The organism is Synechococcus sp. UW179B, from assembly GCF_900474245.1.
Lineage (GTDB): Bacteria > Cyanobacteriota > Cyanobacteriia > PCC-6307 > Cyanobiaceae > Synechococcus_C.
This window is the reverse complement of sequence record NZ_UCNZ01000004.1, coordinates 26,630-44,822: the sequence shown is the minus strand read 5'-3', so window position 1 is coordinate 44,822 and position 18,193 is coordinate 26,630. Positions and strand designations below refer to the sequence as shown.

General features: G+C 59.9%; 19 protein-coding genes. 6 read left to right on the top strand and 13 right to left on the bottom strand.

The window, feature by feature from the left end:
- Nucleotides 1–45 precede the first annotated feature (45 nt).
- From queA to lipB, 6 genes are all read right to left on the bottom strand, one after another.
- Nucleotides 46–1,167: a tRNA preQ1(34) S-adenosylmethionine ribosyltransferase-isomerase QueA gene (queA, locus tag DXY38_RS02235; RefSeq protein WP_371410980.1), complete on the bottom strand. Its 1,122-nt coding sequence runs from the start codon at nt 1,165–1,167 to the stop codon at nt 46–48.
- On the bottom strand, nt 1,160–3,079 hold the full coding sequence (locus DXY38_RS02230) for an APC family permease (protein WP_170952823.1): 1,920 nt from the start codon (nt 3,077–3,079) through the stop codon (nt 1,160–1,162). The genes queA and DXY38_RS02230 overlap by 8 nt, the downstream gene beginning before the upstream one ends.
- Before the next feature lie 9 nt (nt 3,080–3,088).
- On the bottom strand, nt 3,089–4,426 hold the full coding sequence (locus DXY38_RS02225; protein WP_115070299.1) for a dihydrolipoamide acetyltransferase family protein: 1,338 nt from the start codon (nt 4,424–4,426) through the stop codon (nt 3,089–3,091).
- Nucleotides 4,427–4,470: 44 nt separating this feature from the next.
- Nucleotides 4,471–4,914, bottom strand: a complete 444-nt coding sequence (locus DXY38_RS02220) for a YlqD family protein (protein ID WP_115070298.1) — start codon at nt 4,912–4,914, stop codon at nt 4,471–4,473.
- 83 nt (nt 4,915–4,997) lie between these two features.
- Nucleotides 4,998–6,944, bottom strand: coding sequence for an AMP-binding protein (locus tag DXY38_RS02215; protein ID WP_115070297.1), 1,947 nt, complete (start codon nt 6,942–6,944; stop codon nt 4,998–5,000).
- 21 nt (nt 6,945–6,965) lie between these two features.
- The gene (gene lipB, locus DXY38_RS02210) at nt 6,966–7,688 is read right to left on the bottom strand and encodes a lipoyl(octanoyl) transferase LipB (protein WP_115070296.1); all 723 of its coding nucleotides are present in this window, start codon (nt 7,686–7,688) and stop codon (nt 6,966–6,968) included.
- Between the two features lie 11 nt (nt 7,689–7,699).
- Between lipB and hpf the strand changes: the two genes are divergently transcribed.
- From hpf to DXY38_RS02185, 5 genes are read left to right on the top strand one after another with little or no spacing between them, the layout of a single operon-like run.
- The gene (hpf, locus tag DXY38_RS02205; RefSeq protein WP_115070295.1) at nt 7,700–8,275 is read left to right on the top strand and encodes a ribosome hibernation-promoting factor, HPF/YfiA family; all 576 of its coding nucleotides are present in this window, start codon (nt 7,700–7,702) and stop codon (nt 8,273–8,275) included.
- 22 nt (nt 8,276–8,297) lie between these two features.
- The gene (locus tag DXY38_RS02200; protein WP_115070294.1) at nt 8,298–8,978 is read left to right on the top strand and encodes a 2-deoxyribose-5-phosphate aldolase; all 681 of its coding nucleotides are present in this window, start codon (nt 8,298–8,300) and stop codon (nt 8,976–8,978) included.
- The gene (locus DXY38_RS02195) at nt 8,975–9,808 is read left to right on the top strand and encodes a DNA repair protein RecO (protein WP_115070293.1); all 834 of its coding nucleotides are present in this window, start codon (nt 8,975–8,977) and stop codon (nt 9,806–9,808) included. The genes DXY38_RS02200 and DXY38_RS02195 overlap by 4 nt, the downstream gene beginning before the upstream one ends.
- Nucleotides 9,809–9,827: 19 nt before the next feature.
- Nucleotides 9,828–11,210, top strand: coding sequence for an MFS transporter (locus DXY38_RS02190; protein ID WP_170952822.1), 1,383 nt, complete (start codon nt 9,828–9,830; stop codon nt 11,208–11,210).
- A gap of 28 nt (nt 11,211–11,238) precedes the next feature.
- Complete coding sequence (locus tag DXY38_RS02185; protein ID WP_115070345.1) at nt 11,239–12,420, top strand: glycosyltransferase family 4 protein; 1,182 nt, start codon at nt 11,239–11,241, stop codon at nt 12,418–12,420.
- A gap of 7 nt (nt 12,421–12,427) precedes the next feature.
- Here DXY38_RS02185 and proC read toward each other — a convergent pair whose 3' ends face one another.
- The 6 genes from proC to der all read right to left on the bottom strand — a co-directional run bounded on the left by proC (nt 12,428) and on the right by der (nt 17,196).
- Nucleotides 12,428–13,258 (bottom strand): pyrroline-5-carboxylate reductase, encoded by an 831-nt coding sequence (gene proC / locus DXY38_RS02180; RefSeq protein WP_115070291.1) that lies wholly within the window; start codon nt 13,256–13,258, stop codon nt 12,428–12,430.
- Between the two features lie 7 nt (nt 13,259–13,265).
- The gene (locus tag DXY38_RS02175; protein ID WP_006854729.1) at nt 13,266–13,841 is read right to left on the bottom strand and encodes a cell division protein SepF; all 576 of its coding nucleotides are present in this window, start codon (nt 13,839–13,841) and stop codon (nt 13,266–13,268) included.
- Between the two features lie 107 nt (nt 13,842–13,948).
- Nucleotides 13,949–14,623 (bottom strand): YggS family pyridoxal phosphate-dependent enzyme, encoded by a 675-nt coding sequence (locus DXY38_RS02170; protein ID WP_115070290.1) that lies wholly within the window; start codon nt 14,621–14,623, stop codon nt 13,949–13,951.
- Nucleotides 14,623–14,889, bottom strand: a complete 267-nt coding sequence (locus DXY38_RS02165) for a PipX family protein (protein ID WP_115070289.1) — start codon at nt 14,887–14,889, stop codon at nt 14,623–14,625. The genes DXY38_RS02170 and DXY38_RS02165 overlap by 1 nt, the downstream gene beginning before the upstream one ends.
- An 18-nt stretch (nt 14,890–14,907) precedes the next feature.
- Complete coding sequence (locus tag DXY38_RS02160) at nt 14,908–15,822, bottom strand: energy-coupling factor transporter transmembrane protein EcfT (RefSeq protein WP_115070288.1); 915 nt, start codon at nt 15,820–15,822, stop codon at nt 14,908–14,910.
- Between the two features lie 6 nt (nt 15,823–15,828).
- Nucleotides 15,829–17,196 (bottom strand): ribosome biogenesis GTPase Der, encoded by a 1,368-nt coding sequence (der, locus tag DXY38_RS02155; RefSeq protein WP_006854733.1) that lies wholly within the window; start codon nt 17,194–17,196, stop codon nt 15,829–15,831.
- 133 nt (nt 17,197–17,329) lie between these two features.
- On the opposite strand from der, the gene DXY38_RS02150 reads away from it, so the two are divergent.
- A complete protein-coding gene (locus DXY38_RS02150; RefSeq protein WP_006854734.1) occupies nt 17,330–17,713 on the top strand; it encodes a L,D-transpeptidase in 384 nt (127 codons plus the stop codon).
- A 3-nt stretch (nt 17,714–17,716) separates the two neighbouring features.
- Here the strand turns inward: DXY38_RS02150 and DXY38_RS02145 are convergent, their stop codons facing one another.
- On the bottom strand, nt 17,717–18,178 hold the full coding sequence (locus tag DXY38_RS02145; RefSeq protein ID WP_115070344.1) for a DUF1823 family protein: 462 nt from the start codon (nt 18,176–18,178) through the stop codon (nt 17,717–17,719).
- Between the last annotated feature and the right edge of the window lie 15 nt (nt 18,179–18,193).

The following is an 18,193-nucleotide window of genomic DNA, read 5'->3' as shown; positions in this document are numbered from 1 at the left end:
CGTTGGGATGCCCCGTCTGAGCACGGGGCTTTTTGATGGGATCCCTCAGAGGGATCCCTCTGGTCGCGCATCGCAAAGCACCGCCTCAGGAGCAATCCACATGGCATCGCCATAGGAATAAAAGCGATACATCTCCTCGATCGCTGCGGCATAGATCTGAAGCAACGGGTCGCGGCCGATCAGAGCGCTCACAAGAAGCAACAGGGAGCTCTTGGGAAGGTGGAAATTTGTGAGCAAACCTTGCACAACTTGAAAGCGATAGCCGGGCTGAATCACGAGGTCCACAGGCCCCTTCAAGGGCTGCAAGTTCCCTCCACCCGCAGCCGCTGCCGCCTCCAGTGCGCGCACGCTCGTAGTGCCCACGGCAATCACCCGGCCTCCGCGAGCTCTACAGGCCGAGACCGCCTCCACCACCTCTGGGCGCACCTCCACCCATTCACTGTGCAAGGTGAGATCCGTCAAATCCTCCGTTTCCACCGGCCGAAAGGTGCCTAAGCCCACATGCAAGGTGACATGGGCCAAGGCGACACCCCTCTCGGCAATCGCTTCAAGCAAGGCATCGCTGAGATGCAATCCCGCCGTCGGAGCCGCGACCGCTCCTGGACGGGTGGCGTAGCGGGTTTGATAGCGCTCTTGATCCGAACTGTCATGCCGCGTGATGTAAGGAGGAAGCGGCACTTCTCCGTAGCGCTCCAACAGTCCTTCGAGTGCAAGCGCATCCACGCAATCCGGAGGAAACTGCACGATCCGGCCGCCGCTGGCAGCATCGTTCGCCAGCACGGCTAAGGACAACGGTTCTTGCTCCAAGGCCTCGAGCCAAAGCTGATCACCAGGCCGCATGCGTTTGGCAGGTCTCGCTAAGCACAACCACTTCCCCTCGCCACGGGGCTCGAGCACGAGCAATTCACCCAAACCACCGCCACTGCGCCGCACCCGAAGACGGGCTTTCAGGACGCGGGTGTCATTCACCACCAAAAGATCGCCAGGTTGCAACTCCTGCTGCCAGTCCCAAACGCGTTGATGCCTCAGCTCAGACAGGGAGCTCCCTGCAGGGGGCACCACCAACAGACGCGCATCGTGCCGCGGCTCCACCGGCGCCTGCGCAATTCTTTCTTCCGGCAGAACGTAGTCATACGAGCTGAGCTGGAGATCGCGTGAGTCAGGCATGATCTGGCTCCACAACAACATCAGCCCATGCTGCCCGCACGAAGTCACCTGGAGTCCCGGCGGTCGGGATGTAGTACCTCACCATCGAAAACACGCGACTTTTGCCATCGGAAAGAGCACGAAACAAGTTGAAAGCCCTCTGGTTCAGGAGGGTTTGATCCAGGTGATCCCTCGGAATGACAAATGGCATCACAACCGTTGTGCACTGCTCAGGATGAAGCTGCTCCTGATCAACAACAAAATCACAAAAGGGCTGCAGGAGAGAGCTGAATGGACTCTCAAGCAATTTGAGCTCCAAGGCGCCTGTCTGAGATCCCGCTAGACGATCCCATTCCTGACTGAGTTGACCCGCTTCGTCTTGATCAACCACCACCATCACAGCCGTGACCTGATCCGCAATCGAACAGGCATAACGCACGGCTTCAAAGGATGGCTGGTTGAGACCACCAAGCCAAACGATGGCCTGATGGCGTGGCGACGTATTCGGTTCTAGGTAAAGAGGCTCCATGCCCGGATCAGGCGCCAATAAAGCCTGCACCTCCCTGGAGCGCTTGCGAATCACAGCGAGCCCCCACACCACCAGGGGCAGAGCAATCACCACCGTCCAGGCACCCTCTGTGAACTTGCTCACGATGATCACCAACAACACCACGAACGTGGAGAAGGCACCCAAGGCATTGAGCGCCATCCGCCCCTGCCAACCCGATCCACGCAAGCGCCACCAATGCAGCACCAATCCCAGCTGCGACAGCGTGAACGCCGTAAACACGCCAAGGGCATACAAATTGACCGCCACGGTGGTGTCTCCATGGCAGATCCAAATGATCAACGCCGACACCGCCAACAGAACGCCAATGCCGTTCTGATACACCAAACGGTCTCCCAACCAGCGCATCTGCGGCGGCAGGCAACGGTCTTCCGCAAGCATCGCCGCCAACAGAGGAAACCCAGCAAAGGCCGTATTGGCGGCCAAGACCAGAATCAGCAGGGTGGAGAGTTGCAACAGCCAAAACAAGAGGCTGCCGCTGCCAAACACGCGAACACCGATCTGAGCCAAAACGGTGACTTGAGGATCTGGGGCAACGCCGTACATGAAGCCCAGGCCCGTCACGGCCAAAAGCATCGATGCAAGCAATCCACCCATCACAAGCAGCGTTACCCGGGCATTGCGCGCTGCGGGTTCACGAAACACCTGCACGCCAGTGGAGATGGCCTCAATCCCGGTCATCGCCGAACAGCCAGAGCTGAATGCGCGCAAGATCAAAAACAGCCCTAAGGGCTGCAGAGCGGCTTCCAAAGGCGGCGGCTCCGGCGTCCAGCCATGGTGCAAGCTGAGGTTGCTCACCCCAACAAGGGTGAGCAACAGGATCATCACCACGAAGACGTAGGTGGGAATCGCAAAAACCCTGCCCGCCTCACGAAGGCCCCGCAAATTGGCCCAACCCACCAGGGCCAGCAGCAGGAGAGACAACGCCAACTCATGGGGCAGCAACAAGGGCAGCAAAGACGACAGGGCCTGGGTTCCAGCCATCAAGCTCACGGCGGCTGTGAGCGTGTAGTCGATGAGAAGGGCTGCCGCGGCCACGAGGCTCACGTTGCGTCCCAAGTTTTCACGAGCCACCACGTAAGAACCGCCGCCATTGGGATAGGCGGAGATCGCCTGCCGATAGGACAGCACCACAATCACGATCAACGCGATGATCGCCAGGGTGATGGGGAGCGACTGCTTGAGGGCCGAACTCCCCGCTAGAACGAGCACACCAAGCGATGCCTCTGTGGCGTAAGCCACAGAGGAGAGAGCATCCGACGAGAGAATCGGCAAAGCCTGCAGGTTGGGCAGTCGCTCATGGGCGACTTGAGCCCGAGGCAAGGCTCGGCCAATCAGGCGTGACAGCAATGAAGCAGCCAACACAGCTGCGGCTTACAGAGCCAAACTCTCCGGACGCGTATCGATGAGCTCCGCCAGATCCTTGAGGAAGGCAGCACCGTCGGCGCCATAAATCACCCGGTGATCAGCGGTGAGGTTCACCTGCATCTGACGCTTCACAGCGATGGAGCCGTCTTTGCCTGCCACCACGGTGGGGCGAGATGCCGCAACCGCCAGGATCGCGCCGGTGCCAGGGGGCAGGATGGCATCAAAACGATCCACTCCAAACATTCCCAGGTTGGAGAGAGTGAAGGTGCCGGTGCTGTATTCCTCCGGCTGCAGCTGCTTGCTGCGGGACCGCTTCACAAGATCCCCCCACTGACGCGACAACTCATACAGATCGGTGCGATCGGCATTGCGCAACACAGGCGTAATCAATCCGCCGTCTTCCATCGCCACGGCAACAGCCACATTCACCTCAGCCGGATAGCTCATGCCAGAGGCCGTGGTGGCGGCATTCACCTGCGGATGCCGTGCCAAGGTCACGGCCACGGCTTTGGCCAGAAGCGCCGTCATCGTGACGCCCTTGGGCTTCACCTGCTTGTAGAACGCATCGAGCTTGTCGGTGGTGATCGTGTATCCAACGCGGAAACAGGGCACAGCGAGGCTGGCTTCCATGTTGCGGTTCACGGCCGCCTGAAGGGTGTTGAAGGCCACGGTGTCGCCCGGGGCCCCAAAACTGTTCCCCGCGGGAGCCGACGCTGAAGCAGCGCCCATGGCACCAGCCACAACAGCGGCGGACGTGCCTTCTCCCACTCTTGGTGGGGTCACCGGACGCCCGGCCGCCTTTTCAACGTCTTCCGCCTGAATACGACCATTGGGGCCCGTGCCGCGCAGACCGGCAAGGTCCACGCCCATTTGGGAGGCCAGCTTGCGCGCCCGAGGACTCACGATCAAGCGTCCATTGCTCGCGGGTGCTGCCACGGGAGCTGAAACGGGAGCGGGAGCCGCCACGGGAGCTGGGGCAACGGGTGCCGCAGGAGGTGCCGCAGCAGGAGGTGCCGCAGCAGCTGGAGCAGTCGGCGCAGCCGCTGGGGCTGCTGAAGGGGCTGCGGTGGGGGCTTTGGCCTTGGCGTCCGCAATCTCGGCTTCCGTCTCAACGATCAAGCCGATGGTTTCCCCCACCGGGGCCGTGCTTCCCGCAGGCATCAACACGGCAGCCAGGTAGCCCTCCTGAAAGGACTCCACATCCATATCGGCTTTGTCTGACTCAACAACGAGAACGGATTCGCCTCGCGCCACCTTGTCTCCGGGCTGTTTGAGCCACTCCACGATTTTGCCCTCCGTCATGGTGGAGCTGAGGGCAGGCATAAAAATGTCGTGGGTTGCCAAAACCGTCTCCAGAAGAGCTAATCAGAGAGATTTTACGGCCCGGGTCAGCCCTGATCGATCGACTCGATCACGCCATCGCGCACAACGACAGAGACCTGCATTTTGCTGACCAAATTATCGCCAACTTTGACGTCGCAAAAGCTATCGAGTTGACCCTGTTCAACGATCTGATCCATCTCTAGCTCACGAACTTGAGCCTGTTGTTGCAGCAGGTTTCGCTTTTGTTCTTCCAGCTCAGAGCGCTTGGCCGCCACCTGTTGCTGCACCTGTGCCACCTGATCCTGCACGCGGGGGTCGAGCGGATTCGCACTTTGACGACGCACTTCGTCCACCACTTGCTGTCCCTCTTGCTCCAGCTGGGCAAGCTGCTGATCCGTGGTGGCGATGCCATTGCTCAACTCGCGCTCAGCCTCCTCCTTCCATGAGGGAGTCACCACCGCACGAATGGTGATCGAGCGCTTAATCGTGAGGGTGTTGCCGTCCGACATGAAATTAATGACGAGGTGCCAAGGGTCCCAGTCCAGTGGCTGCAGGTCAACCCAAATCAGGGGATGCAGGTATCAGCATCTATTCAGCTTCCGTAAAGAGCGTTAATCGACTCCCGGTCACGCCCGCTGATCCGATCGCGACGCTGCTTCAAGGTCTGCGTGAGCAAGCCGTTTTCAATCGTGAACGGCGCCACCAACACCACACCCATCACCCGTTCATCCGAGCGGGCTCCAACCCGCAAACTCAGCAGACGATTCAGTTCCCCCCGCAGCAGACGCCGCAGGTCTTGATCGCCTGGAGTCCCCCCGAGATCAGCCGGCAAACGGAGACCCTGCTCTGCCCCCCAGGCCAACATCGCCTCGAGGCGCGGCACAACCAAGGCCGCCAGCTGGCGTTGATCTTGACCAACAAGCATCACCTGTTCAATCAAGGGGCTTGAAACCAGCTCCTCCTCCAAAGGTGCCGGCTCAATGTTTTCACCGCTGCTGAGCACGATCGTGTCCTTGGCACGTCCCGTCAGGACCACCGAACCGTCGGGCAAGAGCATGCCCAGATCACCGGTATCGAACCAGCCATCGGCATCGAGCACTTTTGCTGTGGCCTCTGGACGACGCAGATAGCCAGCCATCACCTGGGGACCGCGCACCAAAACAACACCACATTCACGAAAGCCCAGCGGCTGACGCGTCTCAGCATCCACGATCCGGAACTCCGTATCCGGCAAGGGCTGGCCTGAACTTCCGCGAATGTTGCGCCATGGACGCCGGCAACTCACGACCGGGCTGGTCTCCGTGAGGCCATAGCCCACCAACAACTCAATCCCCACCGCCTCAAAAAAGGAATCCACATGAGGAGCGATCGCTCCTCCTCCATTGATGGGGAAGCGCAGCTGACCACCACTGAGCTGCAACCTCAGCTTTGGCCAGATCAGCTTGGATGCCAGGGCATGAGCGGGCCAGCGTCCGGCAGATTTCAAGCGCGCCATCAAGCGCTGACGGCGACCCAGGGGCATCAGCATCAGGTTGCGACGCTGACGCCGGGCCAAGCAATAGGCACTGCTGTTGGCGAGCGCCGCGCGCAAAAGGCGCTGCCTGGAGGCAGGAAATGTTTTGAGAACATCCTCAAACCCGGCTTGCACCGCCTCCCACAGACGCGGCACCGTGACCATCACCACAGGCTTCACCCTGGGGAGATCACGTTTGAGCTGTTTGATCGTGGTGTAGCTCTGCGAACAGGCGCAGGAAAAGAAGTAATACTCCGCACTGCGTTCATAGGCATGCCAGATCGGCAACACGCTGAGAACGGGAGCGCCGGGCTCTGGCCGAGCGACGCAACTCAAGCTGCGCATCTGATGCAGCAGGTTGGCGTGAGTGAGCGGAACGCCCTTGGGCTGACCGGTGGTTCCAGAGGTGTAGAGGATGGTGGCTGTTGTGCTGGCAGCGCTGGCGGCATCTCGGCCAGCGTCTGGATCCGGTGCCTGTTGCCCGGCACCAGCCGCCAAAAGATCAGCCCAAGTGATCACGTCTGGATCCACAGCATCGCCCTCGAGCTGCAGCACAAAGCGCAGCTGGCTGCGCAGCTGATCAGGCAATTGCAGCCGTTGCCACAGGTCCGCGTTTTGAACCACCAGAGCCACGGCCTTGGCGTCTTCGAGGATGTAGCGCAGCTCCTCGACAGGAGCCGAGGCGCCACGCACCGCATCGGCCGCACCAGCGCGCATCAAACCCTGATCAGCCATCAGCCAGCGAGGACTGTTTTCGGCAAACAGTCCCACCACATCGCCCTCACGAATCCCCAAGGAACGAAACCCTGCTGCCGCCGTTGCAATCCGTTGCGACAACTCCGCGTAGGTGAAATGCTCCGGATGGGCGGCATGGGGAGCATCCACAGCCAACAGCGCTCCATGGCGTTGCTCAAGCCAGGGCCAAAGTTGATCCACGCGCCCCAGGCCTTGCACATGCTGCTGACGGGCGAGTGATTTCAACTCCCAAGGCGTTGGTCGCCAGCTGGCCTGTGCAAACGAACCCACAACGTTGTTTTCAGCTTGCGCCTAGGAGTACCACCCAGAATCAAGACCAGCAAGGTCGCACCAGCTGAGGGACAGACGCTGGGCCAGTGCATCCCGCAGCAGTGGCTGCACGACCGCAGGGGTGATGCCAGGAATCCAACGCTGCAAACGATCCACCGGACGATCGGAAATGCCACAGGGCACAACCTGTGCAAACCCTTCCATGCCGCACGACACGTTGAGAGCAAGGCCGTGCTGCGTGATCCAGCGACGACATCCCACCCCGATGGCCGCCACCTTTCGCCCCTCAAGCCAAACCCCCGTGAGGCCTGAAATGCGGTGCCCCGTCAAGCCCAATGCCGCCAACACATCGATCACCACCTGTTCGAGCTGATGCATGTACCAATGCAGATCGGGTTCACGCCGGCGCAGGTCCAACACCGGATAGACCACCAACTGCCCTGGAGCGTGATGGGTGACCTCCCCGCCACGATCGATGCGATGCAGGGGCGCTGGCGGATGGTCTGGCTCAAAGCGCAAGTGATCCTCCGTCGCTCCCCGACCAAGGGTGAAGCAAGGCGGATGTTGAAGAATCCACACCGCTTCTCTGTCTGAGCCTTCCGCAGCAAGCAATCGCTGCTGCCAGAGTCGTTGCCACTCCCAGGCCTGGAGAAACGGCACGGGCGCAACCGGCTCAAAAAGAAATGCCGCAGACCGGTTTCCTGCGTCTGGGGCAGTTAGTAGGTTGCCGGTAGAACCAGGCAAAGGGGACCGCCATGAAGCTTCTGATCCATGGTCGCAATTTGGATGTGACGCCCGCACTGCGGGAATACACCGAAACAAAACTGGAACGGGCCATCCATCACTTCGACGACCTCGTCAAGGAAGCAGATGTGCACCTATCCGTCGCCAGAAACCCCCGGGTGCCGCAACAAACCGCTGAAGTCACCGTGTTTGCCAACGGCACGGTGATCCGCGCCCAGGAGAGAAGCGAAAACCTTTACGCCAGCATCGATCTGGTCGCAAGCAAGCTGGCGCGCCAGCTGCGACGGTTCAAGGAACGCCACAGCGACCATGGCCATCGGACCACCCCTACGGCGGCGAATGACGTCCTGCTCACGGAACGTCCCACGGAAGACTCCCTGCTCGAAGGGAAAGAAGCGCAGCTCCCAAGCCCAGGCGTTCGGCGCAAATATTTCGAGATGCCAGCGATGAGTCTCGAAGAGGCACGCCATCAACTCGAGATGATCGACCACGACTTTTACCTCTTCCGAGACAAAGAAAGCGGTGAGCTCCAGGTGATTTATCACCGCAATCACGGCGGTTTTGGTGTGATCCAAGCGCGGAATTAAGGCCAGTGCTTGCCCCACAACGATGACCGCGTCGCCGCGTCAGCGGGAGCTTCCTGAGCTCCCGCCCTTGATCCATCAAGCCGTTTTAGATCCACTCTTGGACGAGGAGGCCCTGCACAACCTTTGCGATGCGGGAAGGTTGCTTGGCTTCGGGGGGCTCTGCACCAGCCTCTGCCACCTGGAAGCGGTCCGAAATCGCATTGGACCAAGCGGTCCTCTTCGCCTGTTCGCCGTTGTGGACTTCCCCTTCGGAACGATTCCAGCGGAGCTCAAACGGGCGCAGGCGGAATGGGCCGCAGCCAGGGGAGCGGATGCCCTTGATGTGGTGCCAAACCTCGCTGCCATCACAGCGGGGCGGGCGGAGGCCTATGCGGAAGAACTTGCAAAAATTTGCGATCTCGGCTTACCGGTCACGGTGATTTTGGATGTCAACCGCTTGCCGCCAGAGCGGCTGAGCTTGGCTGTCGAAGCCGCCATCGATGCCGGTGCTGCGTGCCTGCAAGCGGGCAACGGATTTGGAGCGGCCACCACTCCGCTGCAAGTGCGCAAGCTCAAGGAACTTGCCAGGGGGAATTGCGCCATCAAGGCGGCCGGGGGCATTCAACGGTTGGAAACGGCCCTGGATCTTGTGGAAGAGGGCGCCACAGCCCTGGGAACCAGCCATGGCCCAGCGTTGATTCAGGCTCTTCGGCATCCGCAATGAGCCCAGAACGGCGAATCGAAGGATTGGCCTTAAAGGTGGGCCCCCTCGGAGAGCACGACAGGCTGCTCACCCTGCTCAGCGATGACGTCGGCCTGATTCGCCTGGCCGTGCCAGGGGCGCGTAAACCTCGCAGCAGCCTGGCGGCAGCGGTTCCCCTCACCACCCTTGAGCTGCAGGTGGGAGGACGCAGCGGCCTGCTTCGGGTGCGCCAACTGCGGGTGCAACACAATTTCGGCAACGTGGGCCAACGATTGGAAACGCTCACAGCCGCCCAGGCTTTGTCTGAGCTTTCGATCTCGTTGGTCGCTGGAGATGATCCCGTACCCGGAATGCTCAGTGTGGTCTTGATGCATCTCGAGCGTCTCGAGCTGCTGGCGAAGAATCAGGGTGAAGCTCAACGTGAAAGCACTGAGGGCGAGCGTGTGGATCGAACCCTGGCAACGCTTGTTCAGGCCTGCGTTCATCTGCTCGCGCTCGGCGGCTACGGCCTGCCTCTGCAAACGTGTTGCCGCACTGGAGCGGCCCTCTCTCCACCGATCGGGAATTGGGACTGGCGCTGCAGCCTGCTGGCGGACGAAGGTCTGGCCATCGGTGCGCAAGCTGGAGCAGCCATCCAGATCAACCCCTCCGAACTCGCCCTGCTTCAGCGCTTAACGCGGCTTGAACTGCCGGAACGCCAAGACGGCGGCCTGATGGGACCCAGAACCGTTTGGCTCAGACTTTTTACCCTTTTGGAGTGCTGGTGCCGCGTGCATCTCCCAAGGCCCGTGCGCTCCTTTGCCATGGTGAAAGAGGCTGTTCACGCTACGGCCAGTGGTGGGCGATCATGATCCGGCGAATGAACACATTTTGAGCGGCCCCTCCCTAAATAGTCCGGATCCGGCCCTGCCCACGAGCGCCAATCCCGAAGGTCGCCGCGGCCTTCAGGCTGTGATCCATCTCGATGGCTTCCGACGCCTCTGGGTCGGCCAGATCTTCTCCCAACTTGCGGACAAGTTCTACATCGTGTTGATGGTGTATTTGATTGCCCAGTACTGGGTGACCAACACACCGGATAGCAATGGCGCCCTTGCTGAAATCGCCTCTGCGATTCGCATGGATTTCGAAACGCGAGCCCAACGGATCACCTTGCTGGCTACCGGCATCTATGTGGCCAACACCATCCCAGCGATGGTGCTCGGATCCGTTGCGGGGGTGTGGGTCGACCGCTGGCCCAAACGCAGGGTGATGGTGGCCTCCAATGGCCTAAGGGCGCTGCTTGTGCTGTGCATTCCTCTGTTCCTGATCCCTGGGCCGCACTGGTTTGGGCTGAGCTGGGGATATTGGGCTCTGTTGGTGATGACCTTTCTTGAATCGGTTCTCACCCAGTTTTTCGCCCCCGCTGAGCAAGCCTCGATCCCACTGCTGGTGCCCAGAGAACACCTGCTGGCCGCCAACTCCCTGTATCAAGCCACAAGCATGGGAGCCACGATCGTGGGCTTTGCCCTAGGCGATCCAATCCTGCGAGGACTCAACCACCTGCTTCAAACGGTGGGCATCAACGGCGGCGAATTTCTGCTGCTTCCGTTCTGTTATGGGATGGCGGCCATCAGCCTGAGCACCATCCAGATGCGCGAACCGCCGCGAAAGGACAGCAGCGAATCGGTCTGGAAAGAAATCGTGGCAGGCATTCAGGTGCTTCGAGAGCAGTCATCTGTCCGTGGAGCGATGGTGCATCTCGTGGTGCTCTACAGCCTCCTAGCCGCGCTGTATGTGCTGGCGATCAGCCTGGCGTCTGCCATCCAAGGGTTGGGGCCAACAGGCTTCGGCACCCTTCTGGCGATGAGCGGACTCGGGATGGCCATTGGCGCGGTGCTGGTGGCCCAAATGGGCCATCGCTTCAGCCGTCGTCGCCTCGCCGCGGCCGGACTGGGCACGATCACCTGGTGCCTGATCATGCTTGGCCAACTGCGCGGAAATCTCAGCATCACCTTGACCTTGTGCGGAGTCCTCGGAATTGGCGCCGCTCTTGTGGCAATTCCTGCTCAAACCACGATTCAGGAAGACACTCCCGAATCGCAGCGGGGTCGGGTTTTCGGTCTACAGAACAACCTGATCAACATTGCTCTCAGCCTGCCCCTGGTTCTGGCCGGTGCCCTGGTGAGCAGCATTGGCTTGATCCCGGTGCTCTGGGTGCTTGCGGCCCTGTCTCTCGCTGCCGCTCTATGGGAGCGCCCTTGGGAGCGCTGCTAACTTCAGACTCGGCTTTGAAACGGTGCCAGTGGCTCACATTGCCTGGCTCGGCAAAAAAACTCCGTTCTGCGGCAATGTCACCTACGGGCTGAGCACCACAGAGGCCCTGAAGAAACGCGGCCATCAAACCAGCTTCATTCATTTCGATAACCCTGGCGCCCCCGGCAGTAGCAACACGTCGTTGCTGGCCCACGACCCGGATGTGAGCCTGCCCTACCTGGTGAAGTCTCAGGTGTACACAATCCCCTCCCCTAGGGCCCAGAGGGAGTTGCGTGAGTCCTTGAAGAGGTTGCAGCCCGATGTCGTGCACGCCAGCCTCACCCTCTCCCCCCTCGACTTCAGGCTTCCGGAGCTTTGCCAACCCTTAGGGATTCCGCTGGTCGCCACCTTTCACCCCCCCTTTGATGCGGGCTTGCGCAACCTCACAGCGGGCACGCAACAGCTCAGCTACCAGCTCTATGCGCCTGCTCTCTCCCGCTACGACCGGGTGATCGTCTTTTCCGATCTTCAGGCGGAAGTGCTGAACCGTTTAGGGGTCCACGAAACGCGCCTTGCCGTCATCCCCAATGGCGTCGATCCCGAGCGCTGGTCTCCCGCCCCGAGCCATTCCGTCTCGATCAGCAAGGAACTGCATGCCGTGCGCTCTCGCCTTGGTGATCAGCGCATTTTTCTGTACATGGGACGGATCGCAACCGAGAAAAATGTGGAAGCGTTGTTGCGGGCTTGGCGACTGGTCAAGCCAGCCGGCTGCAGGCTCGTGATCGTTGGGGACGGCCCCCTGCGCAGCACCCTGCAAAACGTCTACGGCAACGGGATCGGGGATCTGCTGTGGTGGGGCTACGAAGCCAATCTCAATACCCGCATTGCCCTGCTCCAATGCGCTGAGGTGTTCGTGCTCCCATCCCTGGTGGAGGGGCTCTCCATTGCCCTTCTCGAAGCCATGGCCTGCCAATGCGCCTGCGTCGCCACGGACGCTGGAGCGGATGGAGAAGTGCTGGCGGGTGGAGCCGGCATCGTGCTCAGCACGCAGGGGGTCACCACCCAGCTGCGCACCTTGCTGCCTGTTCTCCGTGATCAACCGCTACTCACCCAGGAACTAGGGCGGCGAGCGCGTGAGCGGGTCATGGAGCGCTACCGGATGGTGTCGAATATCGATGCTCTGGAAGCGCTTTACGACACCCTGATCGCCGAGAACCCTGTAGCCGCTTAAGCCAGGGTTAGTTGGCCATCCCCCGACCATGCTGCGTGGCAGCGATCACGGCTTCAATCAAGGCCGAACGCAACCCCGCTTTTTCAAGCTGACGCAACGCCGCCATGGTGGTGCCACCCGGAGAGGCCACCATGTCTTTAAGCGCAGCGGGGTGAAGCTGTTGCTCATGCAATAAGGCGGCGGTCCCAGCGAGCGTTCGATGGGCCAAATGATGGGCCTGAGCCCGAGGCATGCCCACGGCAACAGCACCATCGGCCATCGCTTCCGCCATTAAGGCCACATAGGCGGGGCCAGAAGAAGTGAGCGCAAGAAAAGCATCAAGCCGGTCTTCAGGCAGCTCCAACACCTCACTGACAGGTTCAAAAAAGGAACGCACTTGCCGCTTCTCCTGATCAGAGACGCCATCCCCCCAGGCCAAACCCGTGAGTCCCTGACCCACCAGGCAGGGGGTATTGGGTACGGCACGCACACAAACCCGGCCAGGAAATAAATCCTGGAGCCGTGCCAAGGGAATCCCAGCCAGCACGGAGATCAAAAGGCTTGAACCCGACTCAGGCATGACTGATCGAGGGGGCGCTGACGCAGCGACTGCATCGAGCATCTGGGGCTTGACGGCCAAAAGCTGAACCGATGCCCCCCACGCATCTATTGCAGCAGGATCAGCGGCCGCAACGATCTTCACGCCAGAGGGAACGCGCTCAGACACCGTTGCCACAGAATCCTGACGGCCAACAACCGCAATCACCTGATCAGCAGGGATGAGTTCCTGTTCAATCAGGGGAATCACGAGGGCCTGAGCCATCCGGCCCAGCCCGATCACACCAAAGGCAAAGGGCACTGAGGGCTCAAAGTGCGGTAGCGCTTGTGGCACTCCAGGCGGGAGTTGGAGCGATGCTGGCCTCAGAAGAAGCTTGCTCCACGTCCTTCGAAACGTGGGTTGGAACGGAGGCTTCGTCCTGGGTGGCGTTCGTGACGGTCACGCAGCTCGGCGCGAACAGAAAAATGCTTTCGCCAACCCGTTCTTGATGGCCATCAATGGCGAAGGTTCCACCAGCCACGAAGTCCACTGCGCGTTGCGCTTGATCTGGCTCCATCATCGTCAGATTGAGGATCACCGTTTTGCGCTCACGCAGGGCTTGGATCGCTCCAGGCATTTCATCAAAACTGCGAGGTTCCATCAAGGAAACTTCAGCGGTTCCGGTACTAATACCAGGCATACCGATCACATTGGATCCAGTGAAAGATTGCTCACTTTCAAAAGGATTGCTCGAATCAAGCGTTGCCAAAGCACTCGTCATGGAGTGAGAAGGACCTTCCTCGATTTCGTCCTGTTCGCCAGTGTCGTAATCGAGATCGTCATAATCACCATCGAGGTAATCATCACCCGCAACGACCGCACGAAGACGAGAAATCAGCGACACCGGAAACCAATCAAACCTTGACCCTGAATAGCGCTCTACAGAGTTGTGAGCAAGAGTGACTGGACCATTTGATCATCTTCACAACAGACTCCGTAGCTGAGTGGTGGTCAAACCAAGCGTTCAGGCCGCGGGCCAAACAATCCAGATCCCACGCGAACCCAGGTGGCACCAGCCTTCGCAGCCTGCTTCCAGTCGCCGCTCATCCCCATCGAGCATTCGGGCAAAGCCAGCTCATCCGCGAGGGTTCTGCACTCATGAAAGAGGCTCTGACGCTCTTCAGGCCCCAGGCCAAGGGGGGCCATGGTCATCAGCCCGATGGGTTTCAAGCCCGGCAGTGACTGCAGCTCAGGCCAAACCTCCCGCAAGCCATCCGGCTCCCAGCCACCCTTCGCCGGGTCGTCGCGAAGTTTGACCTGAAAAAAAACCTCCGGACTTTTTTTTTCCTCTAAGGCAATCCTGGAGGTGCGCTCTGCGAGGGCCTGAGAGTCGATCGAATGAATCACAGGGAAGGCCCGCACGACAGCCCGAACTTTGTTGGCCTGCAAACGTCCAATGAAATGCCAACGCAAGCCGCTGAGGTCTGCCAAGTCCTGTTGTTTGGGGAGTGCCTCCTGCACCCTGCTCTCCCCAAAATCCACTTGCCCCATCGCGACAAGCTCACGCACCGCCATGGCCGGGTGGCCTTTGCTGACAGCCAGCAAATGCACGGCGGTTGGACAATCACCGTGAATCGCCTGCCACCGCGACTGAATCGTCTCAGATTCTGTGCTGCTGGACGCCATCAAATGAAGGTTTGATCGAACAGCTGCTTCCAATCGGCGAAATCGGCAGAGCGATCACGTCGACAGCGCGCGAGGTGAAGCTCTGCATGATGCCGGGCGTCCTGATAAGGAATCACCTCAAACTGAGCCCCTCTGGGTTGCAGCGTCACCAGGAAGAACATGCGCTGGGCATAAAGCGTGGCGTACAGATCCCGGCCTTCACCAGCGGTCGAAACCTGATAGAGCATTCCGAAGGTGGGGTGATTGAGATAACGCTCCGCTCCCACAACTCAGTCCATCAAGAATTAGAGAGCACCGTACTTGCCTCGCAATCCCACCACCGCGAGAAGGAGCACAAATGACAGCAAGTTCAAACCACGGGTGAGGGCAGACGGGTTCTGAACAGGGCGGAAGCAGTCCGCAGGAAGCCAACGCCCTCCCCTGGCAATCAAGGCATCAGCACCTTGTTCAGCCCGCAACAAAATATTGGCAAGAAGTCGTTCTCCCACAGAAAGGAGCAATCCAAAGGAAGCCTTGAAGCCCAGCTGACGAAGATTGACCGCTCGACTCGCCACCGAGCGCACCAAATTCTGCAGTTCCTCTTGCACGAGAGGCAAAAAACGGAGCGCCAACAGCAACTGAAAGCAGAGACGATCCACTGGCAAACCGAGCCTGGTCAGCGGGAATAGACACCAATTCAGGGCCCACATCAGATCTTCGCTGGGGGTGGACAGCAGCATCAGATTCACGCTGTGCACCACGGTGATAATCAACGTTGCGCTGTTGAGACCGAGCTCAGCCGAACGCCGGTCCACAGACAGGGGGCCCAGGTTCAGCGGTCCAAGCTGAACAGGACCGAGGCGAAACAACTCCCAACTTGGCGCCTGCAAGGACAAACCCTGCAACTCCTGAACAGGCCGAATGGTCTGCGTGGCCGCGGGATCTCCCGTTGGCAAAAACATCGCCAGGAGGCCAAAGCCAACCCCAAGACACACCACCAGCAGAAGAGAGCGCCACCACAACCTGGCGGGCAAGCCACTCAAGGCGGTGATCACCATCAAAGCCAGCACAAGCCCGAGACGCCATAACGGACCCGCCAGCACAGGGGTCAGCAAAAACATCACGACCCAACCCAGCTTCAAACGCGGATCGATCAGACGCAGCCAACCAGCGCTGCCATCGACGTACTGCCCGATCGGAATCTGTCGCAACCAGTCCATGGAGGATCAGCCTTGGCGGTTCTGCTGGCGGACCAGCTCCTTTTCTGCATCCCTTTGTTGCTTGCCTCGCCAAAACAGCTTCACCGGCGTGCCATCAAAGCCGAGCCCTTCACGAATTTGACGCTCGACGTAGCGGCGATAGGTATCGCCAAACAACTTGGGCTCATTCACAAACAACGTGAAACTGGGCGGACGACTCGCCACCTGGGTGCCGTAATACAACCGGCCCTGCCGACCACCACGGGTGGTGGGGGGACTCCGCCAGCTGAGGGCTTCCTTGAGCACTTCGTTCACAACCGATGTGCTCACCCTGCGGCGGTGCTGCTCCACAGCAAGAGCCGCCAAGGCAAAAATGCTGTCGACCCGCTGCCCCGTGAGCGCTGAGGTGAACAGCATCGGAGCCCAATCGAGAAAGTAGAGCTTGGCGCGAAGCTCCTTTTCCATCGCCGTCATCGTGTGGCTGTCTTTTTCCACCGCATCCCACTTGTTCACCACCACCACGCAAGCGCGACCGTCCTCTTCGATCCGTCCCGCCAAGCGCTGATCTTGCTCGGTCACACCATCGAGAGCATCGATCACTAAAACGCAGACATCACTGCGTTCAATGGCTTTAAAGCTGCGGTTGATCCCAAAAAACTCTGGCCCATAATTCACGCTTCGACGCCGGCGTATTCCCGCGGTGTCGATCAATCTCCAGGGACGATTTTCCCGTTCGATACGGGTATCAATCGTGTCGCGGGTGGTGCCACGAATCGGACTAACGATCGCCCGCGTCTCCCCACAGATGGCGTTGAGCAAGCTGGATTTCCCCACGTTGGGGCGACCAATAATCGAAAGCTGAATCGGCTCCTCTTCATCGCTCTCCTCATCCTTGGGCGGAAGAAAGGTGAGCACCTGGTCGAGAAGCTCGGCGGTACCAGCACCATGGATGGCCGAAATCGGATGGGGTTCGCCAAGACCGAGGCGCCAAAATTCAGCGGCCATCGCCAACCCCTGCTCCGGAGACTCACACTTATTCACCGCCAGCAGCGTCTTGCATTGCTGCGTACGCAGCCATTCCGCGATCGATTCATCAGCAGCCGTGAGTCCCTGCTGACCATCCACAATCACCAACGCCACGCTGGCTTCAGCGAGGGCAAGGCCGGCCTGCTCGCGGATCTCAGGAAGAAACTCACTGTCGTCATCGAACACCAAGCCGCCGGTGTCCACCACCTTGAATTCTCGATCGCCCCAATACCCGTCTTGATAGGTGCGATCTCGGGTCACACCTGGCTGGTCGTGAACGATCGCCTCACGACTTCGACAAAGACGGTTCACCAAGGTGGACTTTCCGACGTTGGGACGTCCGATGATTGCGACGACCGGACGTGCCAAGACAGGAGCCCAGAAAAACTTTCTTGACAGTACAGAGGTGACCCATCACAGAAATGCGAAATCATTCAGAAAGAGATGAATGAGACGCATGCGACACAGCTAGGCCTGTGACAGCGACATCAGCGGCACAGCCATGCTCGAACTCATTGCAACGCTCGTGGTCGATCTCTCTGATCAGACCCTCACAGTGTTTGACCAGCAAGAACAGACCGTTCGTGTGATTCCCGTGAGTACGGGCAAAGCCTCCACGCCGACGCCAACCGGCCATGCCTCTGTGCTCACCAAGTACCGCTCGGTCACGATGCGCGGACGCAACTTCGTCTCCCCAGGCGTGCCTTACGCCATGTGCATCACCGCCAATGAAGCCATCTGCCTTCATGCCGCCCCCTGGCAAGAAGATGCTGGCCAGTCCTTTGGCGTCCCAAGAAGCCACGGTTGCGTGCGCATGCCCACCGATCAGGCGCGCTGGCTATTCGAAAACACAGCGAAAGGCACCAAGGTGATCATCCAGGCCTAACGCTCAACGCACGGGAAGATCACCCGGATGGCCGCTCACTGGATTGAGCGGCGCATCCAGCAAAGGTGGCAAGGGGCCCTCCTCTGCCAGCAACTGCTCACGGGATGCAAGCCAGGCCAACAGCCAATTCACCGCCGTCGCCCTTCGCGTGCGGCGTGGGTAGAGCTCTCCGATTCGATACCCGGCAAACTTCAGCTGTTCTTTCAAGAGCTGTTTGTGCTCGCGTGGAATCGAGCGGGTGAGTTGCACGGATGCGGGGCGAACACTGATCACTTCAGGGGCCTGGGGGAAGGCCTCTTGCCATGCCGAGGGCGTCTCAGGCCCAGCGAGCCAAACCAGGCCTTCCCCTTGTGGCTGATACCCCAAACGCTCCCAGATCCGCTCGGCCACAAAGCGATCACTGATTCGGTCCTCAAGAATTCGCTCCAACAACAAGCGGCTAAGCGGCCAAGGCGTAGGGGGCATGCGAGCAAACCGGAG